Origin of the sequence: Acetobacterium bakii (genome assembly GCF_001263355.1) — a bacterium.
GTDB classification, from domain to species: Bacteria; Bacillota; Clostridia; order Eubacteriales; family Eubacteriaceae; genus Acetobacterium; species Acetobacterium bakii.
Genome location: NZ_LGYO01000020.1, coordinates 1 through 20,747, shown reverse-complemented (window position 1 = coordinate 20,747; position 20,747 = coordinate 1). Strand labels below are relative to the sequence as shown.

Genomic DNA, 20,747 nt, shown 5'->3' with positions numbered 1-20,747 from the left:
AAGTCAATCGATTATTTTTCTCGGCATTCCGGGCAGTAACCATAAAGATCCAGCTTGTGGCCCACAATTTTATAGTCCGTTTCACTTTCAATTTGCTGCTCATATTTTTTAATGGGACAATGCTCAATGGCCAGTATTTTCTTGCACCCCAAACAAATCAGATAGTGGCGGTGAACCATTCGATTATACTCATAAACCGAACGATTATCGCCGGATAAGGTCAATTTGGTGACCATACTTTTCTCCACCAAAACCTCGAGATTTCGGTACACCGTTGACAAATTAATGGCGACATCCATTTCCTGGATTTCAAAAAATATTTGTTCAGCCGAGATGGGATGATCCTTTTTCACCAGAATATCAAGAATAGCCATACGATGCTTGGTAGACTTTAATCCCTTTTCCTTTAAATCTTCCTGAATCGTCATCTTTTTCATTTAATTACCTCATTTTCAAGACGTTCTCGTTTCCGACTTTTCTCTTTCATATTAATTTTTACCATCCGACCCACATACAAACAAAAGTAAAATGTGACCGATAAAATAACAATTGCCGCTCCCGAGGCAATATTCATTTCATAGGAAATCCACATCCCGGCTAAACAGAAAACCACCCCGATGATGATGGCATAAATCATCCGGTTCCGGAAATTCAGACTCAGCATTCCCGCCGAAGCCGCCGGGGCTGTCAGCAAGGCAATCACCAGAATGATTCCCACCACCCTAATCAGAACAACCACTGTCATTGCCACCAGAACGAGCAGGACATATTCCAACAGGGTGGTATTGATGCCTAAAATAGAAGCAAATTCCTCATCAAATAAATAGGCTTTCCAGTGATTGAAAAAAACAACCACAATAAAAACAACCACCAGCGTTAAGCCGATCATCAGGTAGAGATCCCCCTGCGTCACCGATAAAATACTGCCAAAAAGGTAGGAACTCAGGTCCGGCGGGTATCCCGGCATTAAGGCAATAAAGAGAATCCCCAGGGCCATGCCCATTGACCAGAATAAGCCGATCACAACATCCGCTGCGGCCCCGCCTTTTTTATTAATATAACCAATTCCCAGCGCCGCACACACTGAAAAAACAAACGCGCCGATGATGGGCTCGAAACCCAGCAGATAACCCAGACCCACACCGCCGTAGGCAGTATGGGCAATACCGCCGCTCATCATGACCAGTTTTTTTTCAACGATGATCACGCCAATCAGGCCGCAGACAACGCTGGCAAGAATCCCCGCCAAAACGGCATTCTGCAAAAATTGATATTTAAATAATGCATCCAGCATGTCAGCACCCCTCGCCATGTTCTTTAAGCACCCGATGGGGAACCCCATGGGCAATCAGATCAACCGGACATCCATACAGATGATTAACCACTTCCTCGGTCAATTCCGGTTCCCCATGATAGACCAGCGTCGTGTTCAAACAGGCCAGTTGTCCGACATGGGATGATATCGCCAGCAGGTCGTGGGTTACCAGAATAATGGTCATTTCTTTATTCAATTCCTCCAGCAGGGCAAAGATTTGTTCTCGGGAAGCCGCATCCACACTAGCGGTAGGTTCATCCAACAGCAATAGCTTTGGTTTAACCGCTAACGCCCTGGCGATCAGCATTCTCTGAAATTCTCCCCCGGAAAGCTGGGAGATCTGGCGGTTCGCCAAATCCTCGATGCCAACTTTTCCCAGCAACTGAAAGGCGATTTCTTTATCTTCCTCGGAATACTTAAAAAAGGGCCTGATCCCCGCTTTAATGCGTCCGCTTAATACCACTTCAAACAGCGTCATCGGAAATGCCTTATTCAAAGAGGCAACTTGAGGCACATATCCCATCAACGTTCTATTTTTAGTGATCGATTCCCCATAAATTTCCACTGCTCCCTCCGTCGGTGGGACGATGCCCAGAACCGATTTCAGCAAGGTCGTCTTGCCGCCGCCGTTAGGTCCAATGATCCCCAAATATTCGCCTTCATAGACATCAAGACAGACACCGGCTATAGCCGGTGTCTGTCCGTAGTAAACCGTTAAATGATCAACATGTACTACTTTTTTTCTCACTTCATGACCTCTGCCATGGTATTCGCCATATTCTGAAGATTTTCAATGTAATTAGCGGCCAAGGGTGCCAATTGAATGGTTTTCCCCCCCAGTTCTTCGGCAAACGCCTGGGACTGGCTACTGTCAATTTCTTCCTGATAAAAAATAGCTTTAATATTTTCAGCCTTCGCCAGGTCGATGATTGACTGAAGCTGCTGCGGAGTAGCCTCTTTTCCTTCTTCTTCCAGCGCGACCATTTCCAGACCGTAGTCATCCGCCAGATATCCAAACGCCGGGTGATACACAATAAATTTCTTATTCTGAACCGGTGCCAGGGCCGCTGCAATCGACTGATCCACATCTTTTAACTGGGCCAGATAAGCGGCTGCATTTTTTTCATAAATCGTCTGATTATCCGGATCCAAAGCAATCATTTCCTGGGCAATGGTTTCCACCATAACTGCCGCCCGCTTAGGTGAAAGCCAGATATGAGGATCCCGTTCGCCGGATTCAAACAACCTTTCCGGATAAACAGCCTTAACCGCTTCCTGCAATGAAACCACTTTTACATCGCCGATGTTTGGCAAAATATTGGCTTCTTCAGTTGGCACCCCAATCGAAAAATAGAGGGCTGCCTGACTGAATTTTTCCATTTCCTGAGGCGTCGGTTCGTAATTTTCGGGACTGTTGCCCGGAGGAACCAATGTAACGACCTCTGCCAGATCGCCGCAAACCGCTTCAACAAATGTTTTCTCCGGCACAATCGTCACGGCGATCACCTTTTTTTCGCCATCGCCGGCTGATTGAGCGGTGTCACTGCTCTGGCAGCCTGTTGCCGCTAATAAAATACAAACTGCCAGGGTTAATCCAATCAAAACACGAACAATTCTCAGCTTTTTCATTTTCTAACCGCCTTAATATAATAATGATGCAAATGATTTGTATTTGCATCATTATTGTACGCCTATTTTTCATTAATGTCAACGAAAACTGGCCCTTATCAACGGGATTTCAGCAGTTGCCAATCGTTCTTTTCCGATCCGCTCGATATGCCTTTAACCGCATCGATATTACAGATGGAATGCAGCCGCTGCGCCTTAACGACTGCGGTCCCCGCTCCAACTATTCTTTAAATCCTTTTTCAAACTGCCAGGCATCTTTGCACATATCGACAATGTCGCGTTTGGCAACCCAATCAAGTTTCTGCTCAGCTTTCGAGGTGTCGGCGTAACATTCGGCAATGTCCCCGGGACGCCGCTCAACAATTTCAAATGGCACGGCCATACCATTGGCTTCTTCAAAGGCCTTGACTAATTCCAGGACACTGGTACCCTGACCGGTACCCAGATTATAAATGTGCACGCCTTCACTGAGGTGATCCAGTGCCGCCACATGGCCTTCAGCCAAATCACAGACATGAATATAATCGCGCACACCGGTACCATCCGGGGTGGGATAATCATTTCCAAAAACCCGCAGCTTTTTTAGCTTACCCCTGGCCACCTGGGCAATATAAGGCACCAGGTTATTGGGAATCCCGTTGGGGGCTTCCCCGATCAAACCACTCTTATGGGCGCCCACCGGATTAAAGTACCGCAGCAGCACCACTGACCAATCCGCATGCACCCTGGCCACATCCGATAAAATCCGTTCGCTCATGGCTTTGGTTTCACCATAGGGATTGGTGGTGGGCAGCAGCGACATCGTCTCCACAAAAGGAATCGCATTCTCCCCATACACCGTTGCCGATGAACTGAACACAAACCGTTTTACCTCGTATTTCTCACAGGCTCTGGCCAGTACCATGGTACTGACCAGATTATTGTAATAATAGGCCAACGGCTGCTCCGACGATTCACCCACCGCTTTAAATCCGGCAAAATGAATGATACCATCAATAACATGATTGGCAAAAACAGTTTCCACCGCAGCCGCATCGGTCACATCAATCTCATAAAAAATAAGGTCTTTTCCGGATATCGCTTTGATCCGGTCCAGAGTCACCGGTTTGCTGTTGGAAAAATTATCGGCAACAATAACATCATGACCTGCTTCCAATAAGGCAACACAGGTGTGAGAGCCAATATAACCGGCACCGCCGGCAACTAAAATTTGCATTAAATATTACCTCCTTGTAATCATAGGCTTCATTATATCATATTTTAATCGTGTGAGTCTTTACTTGGCTTTATCTGCAAAGATTAAGTGTAACAAAAGCTTTGCTTGATTATTGAATCTGGCACCGTCAACCTTGGCCTGGCATTATCCAGTCAAAATTTTGATCCGGTTATCATGATAATGTTGAATCCTAACGAATTAGGGTATCTAAAGAAAATGCAAGATATTCTGATTTGGAGGAGGATTTAATGCCTAATAATCAAAAGAAAAAATTATCGCAAAGCGAAACGTTTAATTATAAAAATTGGCATACTCTGGAAGAAGAGGTTGTTTTCGAAAAATTAGCAAGTGATAACACCGGACTCGAACCAGAGGAAGCAGCCAATCGTCTGTTAATTTACGGCACCAATGCGTTGCCCACAAAAAAACTGACCCCTCTTTGGACCATCTTGATTCATCAAATAATGAATCCCTTAATTTTCATTCTGATTGCGGCAGCCATTTTATCCCTGGCTTTAGGCGATGCCAAGGATGCAATCTTCATTCTTTTGGTAATTGTTTTAAACAGTACCCTAGGTGCCTACCAGGAGTACAATGCTGAGAAGAGTGCCGCAAGCCTGCAGAATCTTCTAAAGATTACGGCCAGAGTCAGGCGGGGAAATAAAGAGTTTGAGCTTTCATCCGAAGACCTTGTTCCCGGAGATATCGTTTTGCTGGCATCAGGATATAAGGTTCCCGGGGACTTGCGTCTCCTGGAGGCTAATAACCTTACCTCCGATGAAAGTTTTTTAACCGGAGAGTCCATCGAAGCAAACAAAAAAGCAGGCCGGCTGCCGGAAAATATTGGCATCACTGAAAGGGCAAATATGGCCTATGCCGGTTCAATTATTACCTCAGGCAGAGGCATCGGGATTGTGGTAAGTACCGGAATAAACACTGAAGTGGGTCAAATTGCTGAGCATCTGAATGAGTCAGAAAGCGCCAAGCCTCCGCTGGTCATGAGAATGGAGAAATTCACCAAACAGATCAGCATTGTGGTTTTATTAATCAGCGTTTTTTTAGCAGTTCTTTTGAGACTCCAGGGTCTTGATTTTGCCTCAATCTTCTTTGTGGTACTGGCCCTGGCTGTTTCAGCGATTCCGGAAGGTCTTCCGGTTGCTCTGACAGTGGCTCTTTCCATTGCCGCATCCAAAATGGCAAAACGCAACGTCATTGTCCGAAAACTTCCAGCGGTGGAAAGTCTGGGCAGTTGCACCGTGATTGCAACCGATAAAACCGGAACCCTGACCGTAAATCAACAAACCGCCCGACTGGTATTTCTGCCGGATGGGCCAGGCTTTCGAATTTCAGGCCAGGGATATAACGGCGACGGGGATTTTTCTCCGATCCATAAAGGCGACAGTTCGGATCAGGAGCGGAACCGTTTAAGAGAACTTGCTATTCTGTTTATGCTGGCGAATGAAGGCTCACTGACCCGGGAAAATGGCGAATGGATTCATTTCGGGGATCCCATGGATGTGGCTTTTTTGGCGTTGGGCTATAAACTCGGGATATCCCCTGATGAGGTAAAATCACAAAACCAGCTTTTGGAAATCATACCCTATGAATCGGAACATCAATTTTCGGCGGCCTTTTATCAGCAAGAAGACATGACTTTTATTGCTGTTAAAGGCGCGGTTGAAACAATTCTTAAATTTTGTCATCAAATGGAGGATCAGGATAAAACCGTTGACCTTGATACTGTAAAGATTGAAAAACAGGCTGAAGAGCTGGCCGCTCAGGGATACCGCGTATTAGGGGTAGCCGGGGCGAAACATCCGGGCTATGAGAAAAAAGACAAGTATGAAGATAGCGATCTGCCTAAAATGGTTTTTAGGGGGTTAGTTGGGTTCATTGATCCCCTGCGCCCGGAAGTCATCGATTCGGTCAACGAATGTAAGGAGGCTGGAATTAAGGTGATCATGATTACCGGTGACCATCCTAAAACGGCCATGGCCATTGCTACCGAGGTGGGCATCGCGCAACCGGATGAGGCCGTGGTAACCGGCCGGAAATTAAGTAAAGCCGGGTCTTCTGCCGATTCTGAATTTAAAACTCTGGTTAATTCAAGTCATGTATTTGCCAGAGTTTCACCCACCCAGAAACTGGAAATCGTCGAAGTTCTGATTAAGGAGAAAGAATTTGTGGCGGTTACCGGTGATGGCGTCAACGATGCCCCCGCCCTAAGACGGGCCAATATTGGCGTTGCCATGGGCTCCGGCACGGATGTTGCCAAAGAAATCAGTTCGATGATTGTAACGGATGACAATTTTTCTTCCATTGTGTCCGGGGTGGAAGAAGGGCGATTCGCCTATGACAACGTCCGTAAAGTCATCTATCTGCTTATTTCAACCGGTGCGGCGGAAGTTGCTCTGTTTATGGCGGCTATATTTGCCGGGCTGCCGTTACCCTTAACGGCTGTCCAGCTGCTCTGGCTTAACCTGGTTACAAACGGCATCCAGGGAGTCGCCCTGGCCTTTGAAGATGGCGAGCCCGGGGCCATGAAAAGAAACCCCCGAAAAACCGATGAGAAGATATTTAATCCCCAGATGATCAGTCAAACTGTGATCTCCGGTATCACCATGGGATCAATCGCCTTTGGGTGCTGGTATTTTCTAATTGTCGTCCAAGGCTGGGGTGTCATCGAGTCCCGAAATATTGTGCTGTTGGCAATGGTATTGATGGAGAATATTCATGTCTTTAATTGTCGCTCCGAACGCGTTTCTGCATTTAAAGTTCCGCTCAGTCATAATTACATCTTAGTCATTGGGGTACTCGCTGCCCAGGGACTCCATATCCTGAGTATGCATTTGCCCTTTATGCAGCAAATTCTTGAGATCGAACCCATTTCGTTTTTTGAATGGGGTGTGATTTTCGCTCTTGATTTACTGCTTTTATTAGTCATGGAAATTTATAAATTAATCATTAAGAAACTCGGATACCGGTGATGCATTCACAAACCGATTAAAAAATGCCATTAATTTATGAATTGATTAAGAACCCAAAAAACCAGGGCAATTTAAAATTGCCCTGGTTTTTTTGTCACTGAGACATTGTTATTAGCGATATTAAAAGAACTTCTGAAACCGCACTATCCTAAATTACTACTATCCAATGAATAAGGCACCTGATTTCGTTAAGACTCCTTGATGCCTGGCGTTTTATCATTCTCTTTCTCAACCAAGGCATGATCATGAACAACCGCAGTGATCACTTCATTGATAATATGATCCTCGCGTACTTCCCGCACTTTTTTACGGACACTCTCTTCCACTTCATATTCCTGCTTCAGTCCAGCATTAAGTGAATAAATCATCAGCACTAAAATAAAGGCAAATGGCAATCCGGTTATCACCGAAGCAGTCTGCAACGACGTTAAGCCGCCGCCAATCAGTAAAGTCGCGGCAACAACACCCTCCATCACCGCCCAGAAGATTCGCTGCGGTACCGGAGAATCCAACTTTCCGCCGGATGTCAAATGGTCAACAACCAAAGAACCGGAATCCGAAGAGGTGACAAAGAATACGGTGATCAGAATAATTCCGACAACCGATAAGATGCTATTAAGCGGCAATGCATCCAGCATATTAAATAATGCCATGGAAGCGTCTATCTTACCATCAACAGCGATATTGGCCAGGCCATTTGTTTCTTGAAAAATGGCCGTTCCGCCAAATACCGACATCCACATAAAGGATAACAGCGAAGGGATAAACATGACGCCCAAAATAAATTCTCTAACCGTTCGACCTTTTGAAATTCTGGCGATGAACATGCCCACAAATGGTGACCATGAAATCCACCAGGCCCAATAAAAAATAGTCCATGCACCCTGCCAGTTGGAGTCTCTGAATGTTTCCGTCCACGTGCTCATCTCAATAAAATTCGACACATAGTAGCCGATATTCTGGGTGAAGCCGCTCATGATATAAACCGTTGGCCCGGCCACTAAAATGAACACTAAAAACACTCCCGCCAGGACCATATTAATTTCACTGAGACGTTTAACACCGCCATCAAGCCCGATAACAACCGAGATGGTGGCCAGCGCCGTTATTCCAATAATTAAACCGACTTGAACGGGAACGCTGATTGATATGCCAAACAAGTGATTCAAGCCGGCATTGATCTGCGTTACACCGAGTCCCAGAGAAGTAGCCAGTCCTGTTAAGGTAGCCAAAACAGCCAGGATATCGATTAAATTCCCCCAAAAACCATAAATTTTATTACCGATAATGGGATAAAAAACCGACCGAATGGTTAACGGTAAACCGCGATTATAGGCAAAGAACGCCAGTGCCAAGCCCACGATGGCGTATATCGCCCAGGGATGAATTCCCCAGTGGAAAAAACTGACGGCCATCGCCGCCTGGGCCGCTTCCGGAGACCCGGGCGTTAAACCACCAAACATTGGCATTGGTGAGTATAAGTGTGAAATGGGCTCGGCGACACTCCAAAAGATAAGTCCTATTCCCGTCCCGGCACTTAACAGCATCGCATACCAGGCCGATTTGGTAAACTCCGGTTGCGCTTCCGGACCGCCTATTTTGATTTTCCCATAGCGGCCAAAAGCAAAATATAATGCGGCGACAACAAAAACATTGGCGACGGCAATTAAAAACCAGCCGGCATTTTTAGTAATCCCGCTCATAATGGCACTAAATGTTTCTTCGGCGCGGCCCGGGAAGATAAGGGTTGCCGCGATAAATAAAACTAACAATATGGTTGAAACAATTGTTACCTGGGGATGGATATCGAAGCCACGACCCTTCCAGTTTTTTTCTCCTGGTTCCTGATGATCCGCATCATCAAATAATGACACGGTCGGACGAATTTGCAGCCCTTTAAAAGGTTTTCTGTTTTTTATGGCCTTCACCCGTGCTGCTTTTTCGGCTTTTTTCAGTTTGTTGGCCAGTACTTTTCGTTTGGTCAATTCTATTTTTTTTTCGTCATTCATAAATTTTCCTTTCGAATGTTTCCTTTTTTACAAATTAAGCATCAACAACCAGGTCATTGACGTCGTTAAACTTTCGTACTAAAACTTTCGAGCATTACTGTCAGACACCGGCCTCCGCTTAAAAAGCCGACTAGGTTGTCAAACAAAAAATGCCATAAAACGGTATCCTTTTGATGTTATTTTCATATCCAAAGTTTTTGGCGGAAACCCGAATGCCATAAGGCGGTTGATACAATGACATAAATAATTTCAAGCTCTTGGCTTTTACATTTTCAGCCGATTTTACTTCCAGGGGAATGATACTTCCCTTTCGATCCTGAAACACAAAATCCACCTCAGCTTTTCCCGGCGAACTCCAGTAATAGGGATCAATCCCGTTGGTGACCAGCGCCTGCATCACATAGTTTTCAGTTAAAGCACCCCTAACGCCATAAAAACTCAACGGGTTATCCAAAATTATATTTGCCCTGATATCAAATTTCGAACACAACAGACCGGTATCCGCCATATACAATTTAAATGAACTATTATCGGCGTAAGCCGCCAGTGGCATCTTACCTTCATGAACGTGACAACACTTATTAATAATACCGGCCGCTTTTAACCAGTCCAGCGGAATTTCATAATCATAAGCTCTGGCGCCGGATTTAATAATTTTATATTGAAATTTATGGTTCTCTTTGGCAAGTTGACCAGGCACACTTGACCAGGCCGCCATGATTTTAGTGGTTTCATGGGGTGTTGCGTATTTCGCCATTTCCGCAATATAGGAGTCATTAAGGGTCTTTTGCGCAACCATCACAAAATCAAAGTCCTTCGTAACAATATATTCCGAAACTGACCAGGGCATCCCGCCAACCACCAAATATGTCTTATACAAATCCATGGCCGTTTCGTGAAGGGCCATGGGGGCGCATGTTTCAAAGGCTTCCCGAATGAGATTACAAATTTCGGTATTGGCCGTTGCCCACAGAAATTCTTCAAAATCAAGGGGATACAAGGTGATCATAGCCACCTTGCCCACCGGAAAAGAATATTTTTCCCGATTTGAAGCAATCCCCAGCAAGCTGCCGACCGCAATAATATGATACTCCGGCGCTTCCTCATAAAAATATTTCAATGCTGTCAGAGCGCGTTCGCAAGATTGGATTTCGTCAAAAATAATGAGTGTTTCACTTTTGAAAATTGACTGGCCGATTTTTGCCGATAATTCTCTGACAATCCGTTCGGGATTCAGATCACGCTCAAAAATAGCCGTTATTTCAGTCGAATTTTCCATGTTAAAATAAGCTGTATTTCGGTAAAATGTCTTTCCAAAGTTAAGTGCACTATAGGTTTTACCAACTTGCCTCGCCCCATTAATAAGAAGTGGCATTCTTCTTGAGCTGTTTTTCCATTTAATTAAGTATTTCTCAATCTTACGTTCCATATAATGTGTTCACCTCATATTTATTGTACCATATATCTGTATTAAGTCTACATATTTCGTAATCATCAGGCATGGTCACCACGCCGAAGCCGACTATGGCTTGATAAATGACTCAAATAAAGAAAAGAAGCACCGCCCAGTATAGAGTAAATTATTACCCCTGGAGTGCTTCCTTTCTTTATTTGAAGTAAGACCAGCTAATAAAAGTCAATAGGTTCAGGCACCGTCACCTGTCATTTTCTATTCGGCCTTTTTTATCATCGGCGGTTGCCAGTTGCCATCAAACACTGATTCCTGAGGCAGATAAATCCGCAGATACAAATGGAAATTGTCGGCCGAAATCGGCAACCAGTTATTGGCCATAGCGGCATCTGATGGTGCCTGGGTTTGCAACAACAAATCCAGCGATCCATCCTGATTATAGGTGACGGCGCTGCGGTCATTGATGCTGTATCGGTTAATCGGATTATCGATCAAAAAATTATTGCTGTCATAGGCGGTGATCGACCAGAACCCCTTATCTTTGGTTGGCGGGAGCTGATCTTTGTCAAAATGAATGACATAATGATTTGTGCCGTCAAAGGTAACGTCATCGCTGTCGGTATTGGTATTGGGGTAAATGGCCACTGAAACCGGATTAGCCGCCAAACCATTTAAGGCAATCAATGCCCGATAATCATATTCGGTGCCAAATTCTGCCACCGGTTCCCCAAAGAACCTCCAGTTGTTCATCTGAACCAGGAAATCCTGGGAGTCGTTAAAAAGGGTTGTCGACAGGTTATTGATCATCTCGGTCCAGTTTTCCTGGCCGGAATCCCCCAGAATCGCTTCATCAAACTTAAGGCCCGGTCCTACTCCCACCGCACTGATTTTTTCGATCATGGTCTGATCAGCATTGGCGGGGGGATTGGCAACCATTAACTGATTGGCCATATTAAAGAAATCAGCCGGGGACATCTGCAAAACATGTTCAATCGGGATAAAGTTATTGCTCTCAGTATAGGTTCCTTTGGCAGGAATATCGGCTTCCCCTGACAAATAATTTTGTAATGGTAGCAGTTGCATCTTATTTTGAATGGCATAAACATTATCAAGATCGGCTTCGCCGTAGCTGAGCACCCGGCACAGAATCCAGGCCATATTTGTTGGCATCGCTACCTGGGTCAGGCCATTAGGAATTTCGCCATTATAATCCGGCCCGGTAATTAGAAAAGCCGTTTGATCAGGATTGTCACTGCCGGAGCCGGTGATTTTCACCGCATTGGTAAAACCGTCCATGATCTCCCCGGAGCAAAAACGATCGGCCTTGGGCATCACAAAAACCATTGCAGTTTCCGAAAGATCCAAAAATGCCTGAGAATAGAGGGTATCGGTATTGAGGGTGACCACATCTTTGGCACTGGCATTGGCCAGATTATGACTGTGGAACAACTGATTGGCCGGCGCCTGGGTCGTCGTTGGCTCTACCGTATTGGTCATCTTTTCCATAGTGGCATTGACCAGCACTAACGGAAAGGCATATACGTAGGCATCATAGATAGTCTCCCATTGGCTCTGTTCTTTCGTTTCACTGTTACTGGCTGTACAACCAGTAACCAAGGTTATTACCAGGAATAACAATAACAGCTTGGTGATCTTTTTCATTATAAATTTCCTTTCTTTTCATTACCATTCATTCTTTTCAAAAAACATGTCTAATTTTACCATTTATTTCTTTTATACACTAATTCAATATATTTATCAAGGTTTTTCAATAAACAAATAAAAAAACAGACAGTTGCCAACATGTCTGTTACTGCCGGTATCATTAGCGTGCACCGGCGGTACTCTTAGCGTGAAATAATCATCTGACACCGTCAAGGTTTTTAAACTGTTTATAGCAATCAAAGAGGGGGTATTAAAATATTAGTGAAAATTGCTTTGATTACTGGAAGATAAGGATCCTTCATAAATCTGTGTTTTCATTAAACTAAAAAGAAGAGATACCATAGCCCTGCTGACCCACTGAAAGAAAAAAACAAGGAGGTTAATTTATGGAAAAGTATGTGGATGGTTTTGTGATCCCAATTAAATGTGAAAATATTGAAAAGTACCGGAAAATGGCTGAAAAAGGCGGTGAAATTTGGATGGAGCATGGTGCTCTTGCCTATGTTGAATGTATCGGGGATGACTTAAATAAAGAAAAAGTGGTTCCCTTCACCCAAATTGCAGGAACCCTGGACCAGGAGACTGTAATTTTTTCCTGGATTGTGTATGAGTCCAAGGAACATCGCGATCAGGTAATGGCCGCTGTTATGGCAGATCCGAAAATGAATGATACATTGGAAATGGGTGAGTTAATGCCCTTCAATGAAAAGCGCATGACCTATGGCGGATTCAAAACACTTGTATATCTATTAAGTAAGGAAAAAGAAGTAACTGAATAGCAATAATGATTTATTCCATTGCAAGGTGTCTGGACTTTCTCTTTTTAGTTTAGTGAGAACATAAATAACGATTTGATAATTCATTGTCCAAGTACAAATATAATACTATATTAAGACTAATACATCAAGATGCATAGCAGTCATTGACGCATTAGCGGCCAAATGCGAACCAACCGGTAACTGGAAAAGCGCATAAAGTCTATTGAAACAATTTAAATCAGTTCGTAATATCTTCCAATTGCGTATTTACGGCACTTGTCTCTGTGAAATAGGTACTTCCCCCCATAAAACAGGAATATGTTTTTTAAAAAACGGTATCACAACCTTGCCTACCCTATCGAACAACCACTTTCTTGCAATATCAATTATTGTTGAAGCCGCATACACAAATAGGATCGACAATAAAACGTGCACTATAAACCACTGGCTAAACCAATAATTTTGAGTTTGCAATAATCCTCCATAAACAAAATCATTAAGTGCTGGGTCAGTGTGAATAAAATAGACTCCTAAAACAAAAGATGCAACATAATTAATTTTTTTTGATTTAATGTTTAACTTGGAAAAGAATAAAAACAACAAAACTGATCCAAACACATTAAAAATAAAATTATAACCCCACACTTGACTATTATCCCTTCCCAATACTAACACAACAAACAGGCTAAAGGCGAAAGTAATTGTAGCACACAATATATATCCACTAAAATATATGGATTTCGTACCATTTGGCTCATAAAACTTTTTTAAATATCCACCAATAGCATACATTAAAACAAATGTTATAATCCCATACCCATTATCTGTAACTGGAGAGTTAGGAAGAAATGATGGGTAAAAAGAAAAGAAAAACAACATAATAACTAAAAACGTCTGGTATATTTTCTTGGTAAGTTGATTTAATCCAGCATTTAAGAAAGGAATCAATAAATACAAAATTATAAATACTTTTATGAACCATTTTAGTCCTATAAGAATTGGGAACGCGGCTTTAATTGTCCCGACAATTGAAAAAGATTGCCATCCTAGTATTAAAGCAATAGAATAAAAAAATAGTCCATAGAAGGTCATTATAAATAACAGCTCTATCACTTTGTTAATCTGAACGCATTTTTTGTTAATTTGAAAATATCCGGTTATTAAAACAAATGTGTTTACCCCTACGATAAACATACTTTCAAAAAAATAAGTAACATAATAGTTATAATCTGTTTGCGTTAATTGACTTAACGCTCCTCCCATATCTCCATTAAAATAATGCAAACCGACTATCATAAGCATTGAAATAATCCTTAATAGTTCAAAGTTAGATTGACGTACTACTGCATTCTTCATAATCCCCCCAGTTAATATAGTTATCGTAAACAATAACTATATTAACACAAATTCCTCAACTGGTGGGAATATTAAAATTTAATTTAAATAGATTTTTGACCCATTTGACAATTTAATATATACTTTCTCATCAGTATAGTTAACGCCTATGCAAGTACCCTTTCCGATAATTTTATTTCGCTTGAAATTGCACCATTGTTAATGATCTCAATGCCTTTCTCAAACACTTGCTTTCCCCTGGAATACCCACCATCAATAAATCGCATCGTTTCTACTGTCTTTCCAACAGCCAACATCAAGCTGCATTTTTCTTTCGTTTTAACAGTCATGTAAAGCATATAATTCGTGCTGAACCAACCGGGAACTGGAAAAGCCCTTTTTCGAAGGTCTTCACATGTACAGTCACATGTACTTTTAATATATTTCGCTTCTATGACCTATATCAATGATAACGATTTTTATTCTTTCATCTTCTATGAGTGCAAGAATCCGATAATCACCAACACGATATCTCCACTTTCCACTATGGTTTGCCGTCAGAGGTTTGCCCTGAATCCTTGGATTATCGCAATTTTCAAGATTTTTTTCAATCCATCCAATTAGGATCGACGCTTGATAGCGATCCATTTTTTTTAATTTTTTTAGTGTAGCATCAGAAAATTCAACAATAAACATCCTATAACCCTAGTTCTCTCTTTACATCGCCAAGAGAATAGGTTTTTTCAATCTTATTCAGGACTTCATCGAAAGTTTTTAAATCAATTTCATCCTCAATTTTTTCGATCACCGAAGCTCTAACTAAGTCGGAAACAGACAGACCATGCATTTTAGCATAGTTTCTAACCAGCAAATCTTCCTTTTTAGAAAGTCGAACAGAGATTGTACTCATTTTATTTCACCTCTTAATTAACTTATTTTTGTAATACATTGTATTACTACATTCTCTATTTGTCAATATCGATTTTGGATTCTCAATAAGTTATGTTCAAGTTAAGTTACAGGCACCGTCACCCGGAGATGGACATACTTAAAATATAATACTTTACAAATGGCTCCAATAACGGTACAATTAATTGTACCATTAATAGTACAATTAAACAAAAGGGGTGAGAAAAATGTTAGCAGTAAATTATTCAACGATTCGTAGTAAGTTAAAAGATTATTGTGATAAAGCAACCGATGAAAATGAGACTGTCATTGTGACCCGTAAAGATGAAAAAAATGTTGTCATCATAAGTCTTGAAAAATACAACGAAATTATGAGAGCAGCTCGAAATGCTGAGTATCTTGATATGATTGATCGCAGCATGGAGCAAGTCAGACAAGGTAAAGTGGCTGCCAAATCGATGGCAGAATTAGAGGAGATGGCAAATGAGTAATCTAACCTTCTCGGATAAAGGATATGAAGATTAAAGAAGGCAAGTCATGATAAAATGGCTTGCCTTTTTGTTATCTAGAAAAGCAACCGGTCGATGGTTATTCTCGGCATTGGCAAGGCCACTATTTTAATTTAAATCTCCCTCCTGCCGAAGATTCGATTAAACCTTCCAACTCCATGATCGACAAATGCTCCATCAGTAATATCTGGTTGATGCCAGTAAGGTCGCCAAGCTCCTGTATGGTTTTGTCGGAGTCCATCAAAATGATTTGTATCTGTTGTTCCGCCAAAGTCAGATTTTTTTTTAGTGAATAACCTTTGATAATCTTCTCACCTTTTTTGATTATTTCCAAGTGCTCTAAAAAATCAAACCCTACATCACTGCCTGCCGAACAGTTGTTAAATAATAACTGCGCTGGTTCCAAATAGAGTGTTGCGCCGTCCCGCAGCAAGCCGTTCGTTCCTTTTCCATTTAAACGATGAAGTTCATGAGGCGGTGCCAAAACTTCCCGGCCTAGGGTTTTTGAAAGCGCTGCGGTAATCAGTGCGCCACTTTTCGTTGACGCCTCCACCACCAAAAGTTTTTGACTCCAGCTGCTGATTAAGGCATTCCTTCGCGGAAAATGCTCAGGTCTGGCTTTTATCATTGGCAGGTATTCCGAAATTACTGCCCCATTTTCCGCAATACTGGCCTGCAGTTCGCGGTGTTCCCTGGGGTAGTTAACATCCAATCCATTTCCTAAAAACGCAAGCGTGTATCCTCCCGCTTTCAAACAGGCCGTATGGGCATAACCGTCGATCCCTTTGGCCAAACCGCTAATCACTGCAATGCCGTGTTGTGCCAAATATTGGGCCGCCTCTATGGCAACCTCTTTTCCGTAACCCGTACAGCGCCGCGAGCCGACAATACCAATCCCGCCGCTATTTTCCCGCAGCGTCCCTCTATAATACAAAACAATCGGTGCCTCAGCCAGTTCTTTTGCAATACCTGGGTAAAGAGAATCAACATAGCTAAGGATTTTTATGCCTTTTTCAGATACCTCTTATATCGGTACTTCATGCCTTTTGATGATCATATGATAATGATTGCCCATGACCACATAGCCATAACATTCAAAACCCATTATTTTCTGGCATTCTCTCACCAATTCTAAATAAAACGCCTTGTCCTCTTTATGTTCAAAGATAAATTCCCGGTTATTTCCCCGCTGAATCAAATGATAGATACCGCCGCTATATTCAATCATCGGCTTTCTTCCCAATAAAAATCACCTCCATGGATCTATTTTATCAGAATGTGTCATCGTTTGCAATATACAGAATAGTTAGTTTAGTATTTAACTAAGTGAAACAGCATTGGCCCCCGCACCTCAAATTTTATTTTTGGAGGATTCCCGGGCACCGCATCTCGCATTTTATCCGACTGTACTCAGTTTTAATCCATTAAATCAAATTCTATTCGACTATAGTCGAAATACTTGTTGTATATTTTTATATTTACGGTGATTATAAAGGATGTTGTTCAGAGAAATCATGTCAGAGACGCCGCTTTGCTTTGCTGGAAAGCGAGGAGGGGCTTCTGTATTTTGCAGCTCATGATTCCAACGCTATTCTAATTCACGCCTGTTGTGCTGACATCAGGCACATATGGTGCTATAATTAATGCAAATAATAGAGGGAGTTTAAATTATGGCTAAAACAAGTATGAATATCCGAATGGATAATGATATTAAACAACAAGCAAAGCAGTTGTTTGCAGAATTTGGATTGGATATGACAACAGCAGTAAATATTTTCTTGCGACAATCTATCCGAGAACATAGAATACCTTTTGAAATAAAACTCGAAGCCCCAAACACGGAAACCCTTACTGCTATTGAAGAAGGTGAAAGCTTACTGAATGATCCAAAAATAAAGGGATTTTCCAATGTAGAAGAACTCTTTAAGGAATTAAACAGTTGAAGCAACTAAAAATTGTAATCACTTCTAGATTTAAAAAAGACTACAAAGACTTAATAAAAAGAGGGCGTAATCCAGAATTATTACAGCAGGTGATCTCTACTTTAACAAAAGGTGAAAAACTCCCTGAAAAATATAAAGACCATGTATTAGTTGGCAATTGGGTAGGTTACAGAGAGTGCCACATCCAACCTGACTGGTTACTTATTTACAAGTTAAGTTCAATAAGTTAAGTTCAAAGTGACAGTGACCGTCACCCAGGCAACGCGAATTAACACCTCTTCAATCCAGCACCTTTTGTTTATTGTCTGTTGACAGTTGACAGTTGACAGTTGAATATAACCAGCGTATAATTTAAGTAAGGAAACCAAGCTTTCACACTTTTTATGAAAGGAATCTACTTTTATGTTAAACTCACGAATGAAACAAAACAATCCGCCAATAGAAAAAAGACGAATACACATTTCTTCAAAACGTCAAATTACAATCCCGGCTAAGTACTATGAAGCTCTTGGATTGACAAAAGAGCTTGATTGCATTTACTCAAATGGAATGCTTATCCTTACCCCTGTTAAAAAAGATGATCTTGCCTTCTCAGAAGAAATTCTTGCCGATTTAATTAGCCAAGGCTATGCCGGAGAAAAATTGCTTTCTGAATTTAAAAAGGTTACCCATCAGGTTCGACCCGCTATCGAAAAAATCATAGAAGAAGCTGACGCCCTTGCAAAAGCATCCGCAGAAAACTATAGTGATCCAACTGATGCAATCTTTGGAACTGATGAACTGGAGGATTAAAAATGCTTCCAGTTATCTACACACCAATAGCAGAAAAATTCTTTAAGAAGCTCAAAGATAAACCACTGAAAAATGCTTTCAAAGCTGCGATTATGAGTATCCGAGAAAACCCTGATATTGGCGAAGCTAAAACCGGTGACTTAAAAGGTCTTAATTGTCTTGATTTATACCACAACCGGACTAACTATGAACTCGCCTACCGCATATCTCAACTAGAGAATGGTGATATCGTTGTTGTAATCATGGCCGGAACACGAGAAAACTTTTATCAAGAATTAAAACGATACTTGAAATAAAGATGTCACTTCTTTCATGAAATAAGATAATCATGCATGATATCGGAAAACGTTGGCTTTATGACCGTTTATCGGAGGTTTTCACAGGCACCGTCAATTATGCAGTCTATTGAAACAATTTATATTAGTTCGCGCTATCTTCCAATTGTGAAATGAACTCCATTTAAACAACGTAAATTCTCAATAAGTTAAATTCTGATGAGTTAAGTGACAGGTACCGTCACCAAGACCATACACAATGCGAATACCCAGTTTAAGCAATTTGATCTTGTAATAACCTGCAAGTTTAGTCGTGTCATTATTACTTAATGGTTTTCCATAACCACCTTCATAATCTGGAAGCGGATTCTGAGAAACTTTTTCAATCGCTTTCAATACTTGCAATTTCTGCGAATGATCAATCTTTGCTAAATCCTTTTGAGCTTCCTTAAAATACTCAATAGCCCAAGCCATTATTCAATTTCAACTTGAACATCTTCAAGTTCTTCTTCGCTGATATTAAAATCCTTGATGAGTTGCTTATGGCTGATAAAATCAGACTCACTTGCTGATTTCATTCTTTTTTCAGCCTCAATAAATAAATAATAGTTCTCGATGGTTTCCATCATTTCTTCATATTTTTCAGGAGTAATTAATACGCAAGTAGGTTTATTATTTTTTACGACTATTTTAAATCCGCCTGCGCTAACTTCATCAAAAATTTTGCTGGCTTCACCTTTGTTAAATCGAGAAATGGGAACAATCGCATTTAATATATTACTTACAGAAATATTATTAATCATTTCAAACACCTCTTTTCTTTACTGACATTATATATAAATACGTTATATTTGTCAATATATTAACGTGTAAATACATTGATAAATATAACGTATTTATTGCACCATTTTATTCACTGCTACCGCTGATACTTTAATATTGTTACCTATTTCTTTAAAGGTATAGCCCTGTTCCACCGCCGCTTTTACATAACTGATTTTGTAATTGCTTAACATTCTTTTTCGCGATCCTGACTTAATCAGTAGAAACGCTTCTTCATTGGCAACCACACGTCTTAAAATTTCATCTAATGTCTCATGTTCAGTATTTTGGTTCCCAATAAAACTGGTATTATTTTTCGTTTCCAATGCGCCGATAAGATGCCCTTCTTCATAGAAGTCGTAGGCTTTAATGATCGGCTCTTTTTGATCCATGAATCGTTCATATTCTGCCAGTGCTGTCTTACGGTTATTAGAAAACATATTTAAGATCTTATCAATATGGACATGCTTTCTAATGTTATTTCGATAGCATTGGTCACTGCTCCAGTTGTACTCAGCGATGTTTTTATACATGAGCGCTCTGACCGGATTATTGTGAATATATCTCAGTAAAGTTAACAGGTATTTGTCATCGTTTACTAAAATAGCTTTGTATCTTCCGCCAAAAACATGGTCCGTTCGTTTGTGCCTTTTGTTGTAGTTTTTGCTGTAGGTATTATTCACTTTCTGCATAATTTTATGCAGGGGCTTTTCTTTTATTTCGATCATTAAATGATAGTGATTATCCATGATCACATACCCTAACAGGTTAAACACACCGTTTTCATTGGCATCTTCCAAACATTTTAAAAAGTTCTCTTTGTCTTCTCTTTCGCGAAAGATATACTCTCTGTTATTTCCTCTTTTTATGACATGATAGATTGCTCCCGCAAATTCCACTCTTGGCTTTCTCCCCATCACTACCCTCATTAACAAAATTGATTTTGTTACTCTTTTTAATATTTTACTACATCCAATTCTAAATGTAAACAAGTTTATAAGTTGGTGTCAGGCACCGAGGCATTCGTTTCGTTTGCGGCCCAGCGTCAGCTCTTTGCCATTGTCACTGCCGATGTCGGCTGCGGAAAAACCACCGCCATTCGCAAGCTGACTGATTATTTCACGCTAAGAGTACTGCCAGTACACGCTAATGATACTGGCAGTATTTGAAAT

At 41.4% G+C, this 20,747-nt stretch carries 24 protein-coding genes; 8 read left to right on the top strand and 16 right to left on the bottom strand.

Annotated elements, in window-relative coordinates:
* Positions 1 to 11: 11 nt before the first annotated feature.
* The 5 genes from AKG39_RS08535 to galE form a co-directional block, all read right to left on the bottom strand.
* Complete coding sequence (locus AKG39_RS08535; RefSeq protein WP_050739971.1) at positions 12 to 437, bottom strand: Fur family transcriptional regulator; 426 nt, start codon at positions 435 to 437, stop codon at positions 12 to 14.
* On the bottom strand, positions 434 to 1,294 hold the full coding sequence (locus tag AKG39_RS08530; protein ID WP_050739970.1) for a metal ABC transporter permease: 861 nt from the start codon (positions 1,292 to 1,294) through the stop codon (positions 434 to 436). Before AKG39_RS08530 ends, AKG39_RS08535 begins: the two co-directional genes overlap by 4 nt.
* Position 1,295: 1 nt before the next feature.
* Positions 1,296 to 2,063 carry a metal ABC transporter ATP-binding protein gene (locus tag AKG39_RS08525; RefSeq protein ID WP_050739969.1) on the bottom strand — a complete coding sequence of 256 codons (768 nt, stop codon included), beginning with the start codon at positions 2,061 to 2,063 and terminating at the stop codon, positions 1,296 to 1,298.
* Positions 2,060 to 2,944 (bottom strand): metal ABC transporter solute-binding protein, Zn/Mn family, encoded by an 885-nt coding sequence (locus AKG39_RS08520; RefSeq protein ID WP_050739968.1) that lies wholly within the window; start codon positions 2,942 to 2,944, stop codon positions 2,060 to 2,062. The genes AKG39_RS08525 and AKG39_RS08520 overlap by 4 nt, the downstream gene beginning before the upstream one ends.
* 220 nt (positions 2,945 to 3,164) lie before the next feature.
* Positions 3,165 to 4,160 (bottom strand): UDP-glucose 4-epimerase GalE, encoded by a 996-nt coding sequence (gene galE, locus AKG39_RS08515; RefSeq protein WP_050739967.1) that lies wholly within the window; start codon positions 4,158 to 4,160, stop codon positions 3,165 to 3,167.
* A 248-nt stretch (positions 4,161 to 4,408) separates the two neighbouring features.
* On the opposite strand from galE, the gene AKG39_RS08510 reads away from it, so the two are divergent.
* Positions 4,409 to 7,147 carry a cation-translocating P-type ATPase gene (locus AKG39_RS08510; RefSeq protein WP_050739966.1) on the top strand — a complete coding sequence of 913 codons (2,739 nt, stop codon included), beginning with the start codon at positions 4,409 to 4,411 and terminating at the stop codon, positions 7,145 to 7,147.
* Between the two features lie 188 nt (positions 7,148 to 7,335).
* On the opposite strand, the gene AKG39_RS08505 is transcribed toward AKG39_RS08510, so the two are convergent.
* The 3 genes from AKG39_RS08505 to AKG39_RS08495 form a co-directional block, all read right to left on the bottom strand.
* Positions 7,336 to 9,156, bottom strand: a complete 1,821-nt coding sequence (locus AKG39_RS08505; RefSeq protein ID WP_050739965.1) for a BCCT family transporter — start codon at positions 9,154 to 9,156, stop codon at positions 7,336 to 7,338.
* Between the two features lie 130 nt (positions 9,157 to 9,286).
* Positions 9,287 to 10,585: an ATP-binding protein gene (locus AKG39_RS08500; RefSeq protein WP_050739964.1), complete on the bottom strand. Its 1,299-nt coding sequence runs from the start codon at positions 10,583 to 10,585 to the stop codon at positions 9,287 to 9,289.
* A gap of 240 nt (positions 10,586 to 10,825) precedes the next feature.
* Positions 10,826 to 12,229 (bottom strand): DUF1254 domain-containing protein, encoded by a 1,404-nt coding sequence (locus tag AKG39_RS08495; RefSeq protein ID WP_242852579.1) that lies wholly within the window; start codon positions 12,227 to 12,229, stop codon positions 10,826 to 10,828.
* A 389-nt stretch (positions 12,230 to 12,618) separates the two neighbouring features.
* Between AKG39_RS08495 and AKG39_RS08490 the strand changes: the two genes are divergently transcribed.
* Positions 12,619 to 13,011 (top strand): DUF1428 domain-containing protein, encoded by a 393-nt coding sequence (locus tag AKG39_RS08490; protein WP_050739962.1) that lies wholly within the window; start codon positions 12,619 to 12,621, stop codon positions 13,009 to 13,011.
* 246 nt (positions 13,012 to 13,257) lie between these two features.
* Here AKG39_RS08490 and AKG39_RS08485 read toward each other — a convergent pair whose 3' ends face one another.
* The 3 genes from AKG39_RS08485 to relB all read right to left on the bottom strand — a co-directional run bounded on the left by AKG39_RS08485 (position 13,258) and on the right by relB (position 15,235).
* Positions 13,258 to 14,346: an acyltransferase gene (locus tag AKG39_RS08485; protein WP_050739961.1), complete on the bottom strand. Its 1,089-nt coding sequence runs from the start codon at positions 14,344 to 14,346 to the stop codon at positions 13,258 to 13,260.
* Between the two features lie 414 nt (positions 14,347 to 14,760).
* Positions 14,761 to 15,021, bottom strand: coding sequence for a type II toxin-antitoxin system RelE family toxin (locus AKG39_RS08475; RefSeq protein ID WP_050739959.1), 261 nt, complete (start codon positions 15,019 to 15,021; stop codon positions 14,761 to 14,763).
* A gap of 1 nt (position 15,022) precedes the next feature.
* Positions 15,023 to 15,235: a type II toxin-antitoxin system RelB family antitoxin gene (relB, locus tag AKG39_RS08470; protein ID WP_050739958.1), complete on the bottom strand. Its 213-nt coding sequence runs from the start codon at positions 15,233 to 15,235 to the stop codon at positions 15,023 to 15,025.
* Between the two features lie 226 nt (positions 15,236 to 15,461).
* Between relB and AKG39_RS08465 the strand changes: the two genes are divergently transcribed.
* The gene (locus tag AKG39_RS08465; RefSeq protein ID WP_050739957.1) at positions 15,462 to 15,725 is read left to right on the top strand and encodes a type II toxin-antitoxin system Phd/YefM family antitoxin; all 264 of its coding nucleotides are present in this window, start codon (positions 15,462 to 15,464) and stop codon (positions 15,723 to 15,725) included.
* Between the two features lie 121 nt (positions 15,726 to 15,846).
* On the opposite strand, the gene dprA is transcribed toward AKG39_RS08465, so the two are convergent.
* On the bottom strand, positions 15,847 to 16,749 hold the full coding sequence (dprA, locus tag AKG39_RS08460) for a DNA-processing protein DprA (protein WP_083439476.1): 903 nt from the start codon (positions 16,747 to 16,749) through the stop codon (positions 15,847 to 15,849).
* Positions 16,750 to 16,767: 18 nt separating this feature from the next.
* Positions 16,768 to 16,971: a transposase gene (locus tag AKG39_RS08455; protein WP_126981225.1), complete on the bottom strand. Its 204-nt coding sequence runs from the start codon at positions 16,969 to 16,971 to the stop codon at positions 16,768 to 16,770.
* A 442-nt stretch (positions 16,972 to 17,413) separates the two neighbouring features.
* Between AKG39_RS08455 and AKG39_RS08450 the strand changes: the two genes are divergently transcribed.
* The 4 genes from AKG39_RS08450 to AKG39_RS08435 all read left to right on the top strand — a co-directional run bounded on the left by AKG39_RS08450 (position 17,414) and on the right by AKG39_RS08435 (position 18,774).
* Positions 17,414 to 17,686, top strand: a complete 273-nt coding sequence (locus AKG39_RS08450) for a type II toxin-antitoxin system RelB/DinJ family antitoxin (RefSeq protein ID WP_050739954.1) — start codon at positions 17,414 to 17,416, stop codon at positions 17,684 to 17,686.
* The gene (locus tag AKG39_RS08445; RefSeq protein WP_050739953.1) at positions 17,683 to 17,916 is read left to right on the top strand and encodes a type II toxin-antitoxin system YafQ family toxin; all 234 of its coding nucleotides are present in this window, start codon (positions 17,683 to 17,685) and stop codon (positions 17,914 to 17,916) included. Before AKG39_RS08450 ends, AKG39_RS08445 begins: the two co-directional genes overlap by 4 nt.
* Positions 17,917 to 18,103: 187 nt before the next feature.
* Positions 18,104 to 18,478 (top strand): AbrB/MazE/SpoVT family DNA-binding domain-containing protein, encoded by a 375-nt coding sequence (locus AKG39_RS08440; RefSeq protein WP_242852578.1) that lies wholly within the window; start codon positions 18,104 to 18,106, stop codon positions 18,476 to 18,478.
* A 2-nt stretch (positions 18,479 to 18,480) separates the two neighbouring features.
* Positions 18,481 to 18,774 (top strand): type II toxin-antitoxin system RelE/ParE family toxin, encoded by a 294-nt coding sequence (locus tag AKG39_RS08435; RefSeq protein WP_050739951.1) that lies wholly within the window; start codon positions 18,481 to 18,483, stop codon positions 18,772 to 18,774.
* Between the two features lie 180 nt (positions 18,775 to 18,954).
* Here the strand turns inward: AKG39_RS08435 and AKG39_RS08430 are convergent, their stop codons facing one another.
* From AKG39_RS08430 to AKG39_RS08420, 3 genes are all read right to left on the bottom strand, one after another.
* A complete protein-coding gene (locus AKG39_RS08430) occupies positions 18,955 to 19,227 on the bottom strand; it encodes a type II toxin-antitoxin system RelE family toxin (protein ID WP_050739950.1) in 273 nt (90 codons plus the stop codon).
* Positions 19,227 to 19,556, bottom strand: a complete 330-nt coding sequence (locus AKG39_RS08425) for a type II toxin-antitoxin system prevent-host-death family antitoxin (RefSeq protein WP_050739949.1) — start codon at positions 19,554 to 19,556, stop codon at positions 19,227 to 19,229. The genes AKG39_RS08430 and AKG39_RS08425 overlap by 1 nt, the downstream gene beginning before the upstream one ends.
* Positions 19,557 to 19,649: 93 nt before the next feature.
* Entirely contained in the window at positions 19,650 to 20,492 is an 843-nt protein-coding gene (locus AKG39_RS08420; RefSeq protein ID WP_050739948.1) for a transposase, read from the bottom strand.
* A gap of 87 nt (positions 20,493 to 20,579) precedes the next feature.
* Here AKG39_RS08420 and AKG39_RS20015 point away from each other — a divergent pair, with 87 nt between their 5' ends.
* Complete coding sequence (locus tag AKG39_RS20015) at positions 20,580 to 20,744, top strand: hypothetical protein (protein ID WP_160316161.1); 165 nt, start codon at positions 20,580 to 20,582, stop codon at positions 20,742 to 20,744.
* Positions 20,745 to 20,747: the final 3 nt, after the last annotated feature.

Excerpts from the sequence above, each read along its gene's own strand:
- AKG39_RS08535 (WP_050739971.1), bottom strand. The coding sequence starts at position 437 with ATGAAAAAGATGACGATTCAGGAAGATTTAAAGGAAAAGGGATTAAAG.
- AKG39_RS08530 (WP_050739970.1), bottom strand. The coding sequence starts at position 1,294 with ATGCTGGATGCATTATTTAAATATCAATTTTTGCAGAATGCCGTTTTG.
- AKG39_RS08520 (WP_050739968.1), bottom strand. The coding sequence starts at position 2,944 with ATGAAAAAGCTGAGAATTGTTCGTGTTTTGATTGGATTAACCCTGGCA.
- galE (WP_050739967.1), bottom strand. The coding sequence starts at position 4,160 with ATGCAAATTTTAGTTGCCGGCGGTGCCGGTTATATTGGCTCTCACACC.
- AKG39_RS08510 (WP_050739966.1), top strand. The coding sequence starts at position 4,409 with ATGCCTAATAATCAAAAGAAAAAATTATCGCAAAGCGAAACGTTTAAT.
- AKG39_RS08505 (WP_050739965.1), bottom strand. The coding sequence starts at position 9,156 with ATGAATGACGAAAAAAAAATAGAATTGACCAAACGAAAAGTACTGGCC.
- AKG39_RS08500 (WP_050739964.1), bottom strand. The coding sequence starts at position 10,585 with ATGGAACGTAAGATTGAGAAATACTTAATTAAATGGAAAAACAGCTCA.
- AKG39_RS08495 (WP_242852579.1), bottom strand. The coding sequence starts at position 12,229 with ATGAAAAAGATCACCAAGCTGTTATTGTTATTCCTGGTAATAACCTTG.
- AKG39_RS08490 (WP_050739962.1), top strand. The coding sequence starts at position 12,619 with ATGGAAAAGTATGTGGATGGTTTTGTGATCCCAATTAAATGTGAAAAT.
- AKG39_RS08485 (WP_050739961.1), bottom strand. The coding sequence starts at position 14,346 with ATGAAGAATGCAGTAGTACGTCAATCTAACTTTGAACTATTAAGGATT.
- AKG39_RS08475 (WP_050739959.1), bottom strand. The coding sequence starts at position 15,021 with ATGTTTATTGTTGAATTTTCTGATGCTACACTAAAAAAATTAAAAAAA.
- relB (WP_050739958.1), bottom strand. The coding sequence starts at position 15,235 with ATGAGTACAATCTCTGTTCGACTTTCTAAAAAGGAAGATTTGCTGGTT.
- AKG39_RS08465 (WP_050739957.1), top strand. The coding sequence starts at position 15,462 with ATGTTAGCAGTAAATTATTCAACGATTCGTAGTAAGTTAAAAGATTAT.
- AKG39_RS08455 (WP_126981225.1), bottom strand. The coding sequence starts at position 16,971 with ATGATTGAATATAGCGGCGGTATCTATCATTTGATTCAGCGGGGAAAT.
- AKG39_RS08450 (WP_050739954.1), top strand. The coding sequence starts at position 17,414 with ATGGCTAAAACAAGTATGAATATCCGAATGGATAATGATATTAAACAA.
- AKG39_RS08440 (WP_242852578.1), top strand. The coding sequence starts at position 18,104 with ATGAAACAAAACAATCCGCCAATAGAAAAAAGACGAATACACATTTCT.
- AKG39_RS08435 (WP_050739951.1), top strand. The coding sequence starts at position 18,481 with ATGCTTCCAGTTATCTACACACCAATAGCAGAAAAATTCTTTAAGAAG.
- AKG39_RS08430 (WP_050739950.1), bottom strand. The coding sequence starts at position 19,227 with ATGGCTTGGGCTATTGAGTATTTTAAGGAAGCTCAAAAGGATTTAGCA.
- AKG39_RS08425 (WP_050739949.1), bottom strand. The coding sequence starts at position 19,556 with ATGATTAATAATATTTCTGTAAGTAATATATTAAATGCGATTGTTCCC.
- AKG39_RS08420 (WP_050739948.1), bottom strand. The coding sequence starts at position 20,492 with ATGGGGAGAAAGCCAAGAGTGGAATTTGCGGGAGCAATCTATCATGTC.